The organism is Skermanella sp. (assembly GCF_059503625.1).
In genome coordinates this window covers 1-8,518 of sequence record NZ_JCACHA010000841.1, presented here as the reverse complement: position 1 = coordinate 8,518, position 8,518 = coordinate 1, and the positions used below count along the sequence as shown (strand labels likewise).

Sequence of the window (8,518 nt, the reverse complement as noted above, 5' to 3'; positions counted from 1 at the left end):
TTACCGCCGTCGCGACGCTGAACGCGACCCGCATCTGCATGCCGCTCGAATAGATCCGCAAGGGCTGGTCGAAGTAGTCGCCGATCTCGGCGAAGTCCTCGATCTCGGGCATCAGCGTGTCGATCCGGTCGCGGGTGAAACCCATCAGGCCGGCGACGTTGTAGACGTTCTGGCGGCCGGTGAACTCCGGGTTCATGCCCATGCCGAGTTCCAGGATCGCGGCGATCCGGCCGTGGACATCCACCCGGCCCGCGGTCGGGCGAAGGGTTCCGGTGATCAGCTTCAGCAGCGTGCTCTTGCCGGCGCCGTTCTGGCCGACCAAGCCGACCGCTTCTCCCGGAGCCACGCGGAAGCCGATGTTCCGCAGCACCCACTGTTCCTTGAGGATATCAGGCTTTCCGCCGAACCAGGAGAGCACCCGCGACCATTCGCTCCGATAGGTGCGGAACGCCTTGCCCAGTCCGTCGACATGCAGAACGGTCGCGGTCATAGCACGTCGACCATCTCGGCGCCGGCACGCCGGAACATGAACATGCCGGCAGCCATCAGCCCGAAAGCCAGCAGGGCGGTGCCGGTCAGCGCCGAGAGATCCGGCATCCTGCCGAACACCAGTACCTCGTGATAGGCCGAGACCAGCGGATAGAGCGGGTTGAGGAACAGCATCGCCCGCAGTCCGTCGGGAAGGACGCTGGGGACATAGACTACCGGGGTGAACCAGAATCCGATCTGAAGCACCAGAGGGATGACTTGTCCGACGTCCCGGATGAACACGTTGAGGATGCCGAGCACGATCCCGAAGCCGAGCGCCAGCGCCAGGGTAAGCGCCGTAAGGACCGGCAGCAGCAGGATCGAAGGGGACAGGCCGTGACCCAGCACGGCGAAGACCGCGATGATCGCCAGCAGCAGCAACCCGTTGTTGACGAGAGCGGTCCCGGTCGTGATCAGCGGCAGGCAGATCTTGGGAAAAACCATCTTCTTCAAGATGTTGCCGTTCTCGATGAAGATCGTCAGGCAGCGTGTGACGACATCGGAGAAAAGGGACCAGCACAGGATGCCCGCCGTCAGGTAGATCGCATATCCGTATGTCTGATCGGCCAGTTCCGGAAGTCGGGCCGATAGCAGGGATGACAATATCAGGGCATAGATACAGACTTGGACCAACGGATTGATGATCATCCAGATGCCGCCGATCCGGCTTCTGATGAAACGGCTCATGAACTCAGTTTTGATCGACGAAACGATGAAGTACCGAAAAGCCCAGGTACTTCTGAGCATTGACCACATCAAAATCTTCCTCTTGCCGGCAGCTTCTTGGATCGGCTTCACGGCAAATTTAGAGAGTCGGAATCAAACACCATAGGGCCGGCGCATCCTGGAGGACGCGCATTCATGCGGAACAGTTCGCAGATGGCGGGGGATATAGCATGGGACGATGCCTATTGCGAGCAATTCAGGAATACACAGATCCTAATATAAGAGTATGCAATGCGGTTGAAACCAGAAGCAAAAATCCATCGAGAATCCAAGCCGGTTTTGATATGAATCATCTCGATCAAAGTCCAAAATCGTTTAAAATGCATGAGTCGTCCGTGCACGTAAAATGGGTACGTCAGACATGGCTTGCGCCGGGGAGGATAAGTTTCCCTTCGCATCCGAGGGGGGAGCTACAATAATGACCGACAACGGTCGCAGTGCGGCTCCGGCCATCGAACGTGATCACCGGGAGTGCGATGCGCTGACCGAACGCCGTCGGATCAAGGTGGAGCACGGCAGCGAGCGCGACCGTTTGTCACAAATCATCGAGGGCAGTCCCGTACCCACCTTCGTCATCGACGAGAACCATGTCGTTACCCACTGGAACCGGGCATGCGAGGCGATCTTTTCCGTTCCGGCGGCGACCATCATAGGGACACGCAGGCAACGTGAAATCTTCTACGGCAAGGACCGGCCCTGCCTAGCCGACTTGATCGTCGATCAGGCCGGGGAAGAGGCCTATGAACGATACTACGGCGGAAAATACCGCAAGTCGGCCCTGATCGGCGGCGCATACGAAGCCGAGGACCTCTTTCCGGTCTTCCAGGGCGGCCCGCACTGGCTGTTCTTCACCGCGGCTCCCCTGTTCGACAAGAACGGCACTATCGTCGGCGCGGTCGAAACGCTCCAGGACGTCACCGACCGGAAGCTCGCGGAGATGGCGTTCCTCGCCAGCGAGCGGCGTTTCCGCGACCTGTTCGAAACGATGAGCGACAGCGTCGTCATCCTCCAGCCGCAAGACGAGGGCACCGAATTCGTCGTCGCCGACATGAATCCCGCGGCGGAGGCGGCGTGCCTCACGGATCGGGACCAGATGGTCGGCAAGCCGCTGCGGGATGGGGCATCGGCGGCACCGCTTGCTACGGCCGGCCCCGTCTCCGCGGAGACCGCGCTCGCGACGCTGGATGCGGTTCGGCGCGTCTGGCGGACCGGCAGGCCGGAGTCGCGGTTCAGCATCCAGCATGACGAGGGCGGCAAGGCGCTCGATTGCCGGAACACCCATTTCATCCGGCTGCCGACCGGAGAGATCGCCTGCCTGTCGGAAGACGTCACCGAACGGGAGCGGAACCAGGCGGAACTCGAAATGGCCGCCAGCGTCTTCCGGCACACGGTCGAGGGTATCTTCGTCACCGACGCACGGGGCATCATCGTCTCGGTCAATCCCGCCTTCACCCGGATCACCGGCTACGAAGAGCAGGAGGCCGTCGGCCAGTCGCCGCGCCTGCTGCGGTCCGGCCTGCAAGGCGACGATTTTCCGGAAGTCCTCTGGGAAAGCCTCAAGAAGGAGGGAAGCTGGCAGGGCCAGATCTGGAACCGGCGCAAGAACGGCGAGATATTCCTTGAATGGGCGACGATCACCCAGGTCCTCGATGCCCAGGGACGGCCCAGCCGCTACGTGGCGATCTTCAACGACATCACCGATCTTCACCGCAAGGACGAGCAGATCAAGCATCAGGCCTATCACGATGCATTGACCGGATTGCCCAACCGCCTGCTGCTGTCCAAACGCATCGAGCAGGCCATCGCCATCGCCCGGCGGAACGGCCATGGCATTGCCCTGCTGTTCATCGATCTCGACCACTTCAAGACGATCAACGACTGTTTTGGCCACGACATGGGCGACAAGCTGCTGATCGAGGTGGCGCGGCGGCTGAAGTCCTGCGTGCGCGACTCCGACACGGTGGCCCGGCTGGGTGGCGACGAATTCATCATCGTGATCGGAGACACCAGCCAGCCGGAGAGCGTTTCCCAAGTCTGCCATCGTATCCTGAAAAGCCTCCGGCAGCATTTCAGCGAACCCGAGGTCGAGGCGGTCACGGGCAGCATCGGCATCAGCCAGTTTCCCGAGGACGGCGGCGACGCCGAAACGCTGCTCAAGCACGCCGACATAGCGATGTACGAATCGAAGCGGCGGAGCCGGAACACCATCAGCTTCTTCACCGCCGACATGACGCACAAGATGATGCGCCGGCTGGAACTGGAGAGCGATCTGCGCCGCTCGATCGATCATGCCGAACTGGAAGTCTATTACCAGCCGAAGGCCGATATCACCGCCGGCGACATATACGGCATGGAAGCGCTGCTGCGCTGGCGCCACCCGATCCGCGGGATGGTCCCGCCGGACGAGTTCATCCCGCTGGCCGAGGAGATCGGCATGATCGTGCCGATCGGCGAATGGGTCCTGCGGACGGCATGCCGGGACGCCATGGGTCTGCATGCCGCCGGGCAGCGGCTCCACCTGTCGGTCAACCTGTCGATGCAGCAGTTCCGCGATCCCGATCTGGTCGCCCGGATCGCCGGCATCCTTGCCGAAACAGGATTGGCGCCGGAATGGCTGGAGCTGGAGCTGACCGAAACCATCATCATGACCGAGGCCACGCAAAGCATCGAGGCGTTCAACCAGATCAAGCGCCTTGGCGTGGCGCTGTCGATCGACGATTTCGGCACCGGCTATTCCAGCCTGAGCTATCTGACGAAACTGCCCATCGACACCTTGAAGATCGACCGCAGCTTCATCCAGCACTGCGGGCACGACGGCAACAGCGCGACGGTGGTATCCGCCATCATCAATCTCGCAGCCCAGCTTGGCCATTCCGTGGTCGCCGAGGGAGTCGAGACGGTGGCGCAATTGGCCTTCCTGCGGGAACGCAAATGCAGCATGATCCAGGGATACCTGCTCGGCAGACCTGTGCCGCTGTCCGAATTCATCACCAACCTGGCGCGGTGGCGGAAGATCGTGGCGGCCCTGGCTTCGCCGATCGCCTGACCGGGCCGGATTGTCCAGCCGAGCCTGCTCCGGTATTCCGGCCCGGTTGTTCAAGTTGTTCCGATCAAGCATCCCTCTGGAGCGATTATGCCGACTTCCCGGCCCAACTCGCGGGCGCCGCATCCCGTATCGTCGACACTGCCCGCCGTATCCCAGGAAAGCCCCTGGAAGACCCTGACCGGAGAGATCCGGTATGAGAACAAGTGGATCAGGGTAACCGAACACGACGTCATCAATCCCGCCGGCAAGCCTGGCATCTACGGCGTCGTCCATATGAAGAGCAAAGCGATCGGCGTCCTGCCGATCGATGCGGATGGCTGCGTCCATCTGGTCGGACAGTTCCGATATTCGCTGAATGCCTACAGCTGGGAAATGCCGGAAGGCGGCGGTGGGCTGGAAGTCGAGCCGATCGAGGAAGCCAAGCGTGAACTGCGGGAGGAAACCGGCGTCATCGCGCATCGGTGGTCGGAACTGCTGCGCCTTCATACGTCCAACAGCATCTGCGACGAACATGGCGTCATCTATCTCGCCTGGGACCTGGAGCATACGGAGTCGGAGCCGGAAGACACCGAAGCCCTGACGGTGGTCCGCATGCCCTTCGGGCGAGTGCTCGATTATGTGCTCGACGGCACCATAACGGATGCGATGACGGTTACCGCCGTGCTCAAGGCACAGGTGCTGGCGGCGCGTGGCGGCCTGCCGATGGAAGTTGCCGGACTGATCCTCGGCGACCGATCCGGCGGCGCCGGATGATTGTCATAAATCCATTCATTTCAGGGCTGTCCGACCCGCGCCCGGCGATGCACTCTATTCTGGACAACGGTGAATATCGCATATAGACCGTCCCGAAATCAGGTGCGGATATTCCCGTACTAAATTTTCAAAGGGGGCCGGGGGAAACTATGGCTGAAAATCTGCGGGACGCGGCACTGGATTACCATCGCCATCCGACACCCGGAAAGATAGCCGTAGCGCCAACCAAGCCGCTGGCGACCCAGCGCGATCTGGCACTTGCCTATTCGCCGGGAGTCGCCGCGGCTTGCGAGGCGATCGTCGCCGACCCGGCCGAAGCCAGCACCGTCACCAGCCGCGCCAACCTTGTCGCGGTCATCACCAACGGTACGGCGGTCCTTGGACTGGGATCGATCGGCCCGCTCGCCGCCAAGCCGGTGATGGAAGGCAAAGGCGTCCTGTTCAAGAAGTTCGCCGGCATCGACGTCTTCGACATCGAGCTGGACCAGAACGACCCGGACAAGCTGGTCGAAATCATCGCCGCGATGGAGCCGACCTTCGGCGGCATCAACCTGGAAGACATCAAGGCCCCGGAATGCTTCTACATCGAAGAGAAGCTTCGCGCGCGGATGAAGATCCCGGTCTTTCACGATGACCAGCACGGCACCGCCATCATCGTCGGCGCCGCCATCCTGAACGGCCTGCGGGTCGTCGGCAAGAAGATCGAGGACGTGCGTCTGGTCGCGTCCGGCGCCGGCGCCGCATCGCTGGCCTGCCTGGACCTGCTGGTCGACATGGGCATGCCGGTCGGCAACATCACCGTCACCGACATCGTCGGCGTGGTCTACAAGGGCCGCAACGAGCTGATGGACCCGCGCAAGGAGCGTTTCGCTCAGGAAACCGACGCCCGAACCCTGGGCGAGGTCATCGCCGGCGCCGACATCTTCCTGGGACTGTCGGCTCCGGGCGTCCTGAAGGCCGCCATGGTCGAGAAGATGGCGCCCAACCCTTTGATCCTGGCGCTGGCCAACCCGACGCCGGAGATCATGCCGGAAGAGGCGAAGGCGGTGCGGCCGGATGCGATCCTGGCGACGGGACGGTCGGACTATCCCAATCAGGTCAACAACGTCCTCTGCTTCCCCTTCATCTTCCGCGGCGCGCTGGACGTCGGTGCGACCACGATCAACGAAGCGATGAAGATCGCCGCCGTGCGCGCGATCGCCGACCTGGCGATGGCCGAGGCGAGCGACATCGTGGCGTCGGCCTATGGCGATCAGGTTTCGGGCTTCGGTCCGGACCACCTGATCCCCAAGCCGTTCGACCCGCGCCTGATCCTCCAGATCGCTCCGGCCGTCGCCAAGGCGGCGATGGACAGCGGTGTCGCGACCCGTCCGATCACCGACTTCCCGGCCTATATCGACAAGCTGAACGAGTTCGTCTTCCGCTCCGGGCTGGTCATGCGCCCGGTGTTCATCCGCGCCAAGCAGGACCCGCGCCGCGTCGTCTATGCCGAAGGCGAGGAGGAGCGGGTGCTCCGCGCTGTCCAGGTCGTGGTCGACGACCGGCTCGCCAAGCCGATCCTGATCGGCCGCCGGGACGTTGTGAGCCGCCGCATCGAGAAGCTCGGCCTGCGTATCCGCCTGGGCGAAAACGTCGAGCTGGTCGATCCCGAGAACGACCACCGCTACAACGACTACTGGACGCTCTACCATCGACTGATGGAACGCAGCGGCATTTCGCCCGATGTGGCGCGGACGGTGGTCCGCACCAACACGACGGTGATCGGTGCGCTGATGGTGCGCCGGGGCGACGCCGACGCCATGATCTGCGGCACGATCGGCAAGTACCGGACGCATCTGTCCGACATCAAGAACGTCGTCGGACTTCGCCCCGGCGTCCGGACCCCGGCGGCGCTCAACCTGCTGATCATGAACAAGGGCACCTTCTTCATGTGCGACACCTATGTGTCGCCGGACCCGACCGTCGCGGAGATCTCCGAGATGACCGCCCTGGCGGCCGAGGAGATCAAGCGGTTCGGCCTGACTCCGAAGGTGGCCCTGCTGTCGCACAGCAATTTCGGCAGCCATGACAGCCCGTCGGCCGTGAAGATGCGCGAGGCCCTGGTCGAGATCACGCGGCGCTGCCCCGATCTGGAAGTCGAAGGCGAGATGCACGCCGACAGCGCGCTGTCGGAGGAGATCCGGGCACGGATCTTCCCGAACTCCCGGCTGAAGGGGCAGGCCAACCTGCTGGTCATGCCCGACCTGGATGCGGCCAACATCGCCTTCAACATGACCAAGGTGATGGGCGACGGGTTGTCGGTCGGTCCGGTGCTGCTGGGCGTGGACAAGCCGGCGCATATCCTGACGCCGTCGGTCACGGTGCGCGGCATCGTCAACATGTCGGCCCTTGCCACGGTGGACGCTCAGGTCTCGGCGTCGGAAGCGGCCGCCAAGGCGTAAAAACGATCCGGGAAATTCGACCCGGCGACTACATACCTGCGGCAGGGTGGTGAGGGCGGGGTGACCGAAGCGGCTCCTGATATCGGGCGGCCCCCGCAGACCGGACCCGAACCCGACCGGGACGGCAGGGTGGATTACGAGTTCGGCGTCTCGCCCGAACTCGTCTCCGAGGTCCGCGACTGTCTCGGCCAGGGGCGGCTTTCGGAGGCGGGCGACAGGATCGCCGGCCTTCATGCCGCCGACCTTGCCGATCTGATCGAGCAGATCGGGCCGGACTTGCGCGGCCCACTGATCGACCTTCTCCGGCCGTCCTTCGATGCCGAGATATTCGCCTATCTCAGCCAGTCGCTTCGCGAAGTGGTGCTGGACCAGCTCGAGCCGAAGGAGCTGGCGGCGGCCGTCGCCGAATTGGAAAGCGACGACGCGATCGACCTGATCGAGGATCTCGAAGCCCATCAGCAGCGCGAGATCCTGGACAACCTGCCGCCCGAAACCCGTGCGGTCGTCGAGGAAGGCCTGACCTTCCCCGAAGACAGCGCTGGCCGCCTGATGTCCCGCGATCTGGTGTCGGTGCCCCAGTTCTGGACCGTCGGCAAGACGCTGGACTACCTGCGCACCGAAGCCGACGCTCTGCCGGAAGACTTCTACGACGTCTTCATCGTCGATTCGATGCGGCGCGTGGTGGGGGCGGTGCCGGTCAGCCGGGTCATGCGCCAGAAGCGGTCGGTCCGGCTGGCGGACATCCTGACGGAAGACATCCGGACGGTCCAGGCGATCACCGACCAGGAGGAAGTGGCTTTCCTGTTCCGGCAGTACGGGCTGGTATCGGCTCCGGTCGTCGATTCCGCCGGTCGGCTGCTGGGCGTGATCACCGTCGACGACGTGGTGGACGTGATCGACGAGGAGGCCGAGGACGACCTGCTCAAGCTGAGCGGCGTTCCCGATACCGATATCTACCGGGCCGTCCTGGACACGACCCGCTCCCGCTTTTCCTGGCTGTTCGTCAATCTGCTGACGGCGATCC

Annotated in this window: 6 protein-coding genes and 2 pseudogenes; 6 read left to right on the top strand and 2 right to left on the bottom strand. The window is 63.2% G+C overall.

All coding sequences use genetic code 11. The features are described 5' to 3' along the window. Together AC5JJ6_RS30420 and AC5JJ6_RS30415 are read right to left on the bottom strand one after the other, a co-directional pair. Nucleotides 1–490, bottom strand: a 490-nt coding sequence (locus AC5JJ6_RS30420; protein ID WP_496045644.1) for an ABC transporter ATP-binding protein, incomplete at its 3' end; no start/stop codon positions are given. Next, entirely contained in the window at nucleotides 487–1,275 is a 789-nt protein-coding gene (locus AC5JJ6_RS30415) for an ABC transporter permease (RefSeq protein ID WP_496045643.1), read from the bottom strand. The genes AC5JJ6_RS30420 and AC5JJ6_RS30415, both read right to left, overlap by 4 nt. 325 nt (nucleotides 1,276–1,600) lie before the next feature. On the opposite strand from AC5JJ6_RS30415, the pseudogene AC5JJ6_RS30410 reads away from it, so the two are divergent. The 6 genes and pseudogenes from AC5JJ6_RS30410 to AC5JJ6_RS30385 form a co-directional block, all read left to right on the top strand. Then, nucleotides 1,601–2,965 (top strand): annotated as a pseudogene (locus AC5JJ6_RS30410) (PAS domain-containing protein); the annotation flags it as partial. Nucleotides 2,966–3,004: 39 nt separating this feature from the next. Then, nucleotides 3,005–3,406 (top strand): annotated as a pseudogene (locus AC5JJ6_RS30405) (diguanylate cyclase domain-containing protein); the annotation flags it as partial. A 21-nt stretch (nucleotides 3,407–3,427) separates the two neighbouring features. Then, nucleotides 3,428–4,300 carry a putative bifunctional diguanylate cyclase/phosphodiesterase gene (locus AC5JJ6_RS30400; protein ID WP_496045645.1) on the top strand — a complete coding sequence of 291 codons (873 nt, stop codon included), beginning with the start codon at nucleotides 3,428–3,430 and terminating at the stop codon, nucleotides 4,298–4,300. An 87-nt stretch (nucleotides 4,301–4,387) separates the two neighbouring features. Beyond that, nucleotides 4,388–5,053 carry an NUDIX domain-containing protein gene (locus AC5JJ6_RS30395; RefSeq protein WP_496045642.1) on the top strand — a complete coding sequence of 222 codons (666 nt, stop codon included), beginning with the start codon at nucleotides 4,388–4,390 and terminating at the stop codon, nucleotides 5,051–5,053. A gap of 149 nt (nucleotides 5,054–5,202) precedes the next feature. After that, nucleotides 5,203–7,494 carry an NADP-dependent malic enzyme gene (locus tag AC5JJ6_RS30390; protein WP_496045641.1) on the top strand — a complete coding sequence of 764 codons (2,292 nt, stop codon included), beginning with the start codon at nucleotides 5,203–5,205 and terminating at the stop codon, nucleotides 7,492–7,494. Nucleotides 7,495–7,554: 60 nt separating this feature from the next. Further along, the coding region (locus tag AC5JJ6_RS30385) for a magnesium transporter (protein ID WP_496045640.1) at nucleotides 7,555–8,518 on the top strand (964 nt) is incomplete at its 3' end.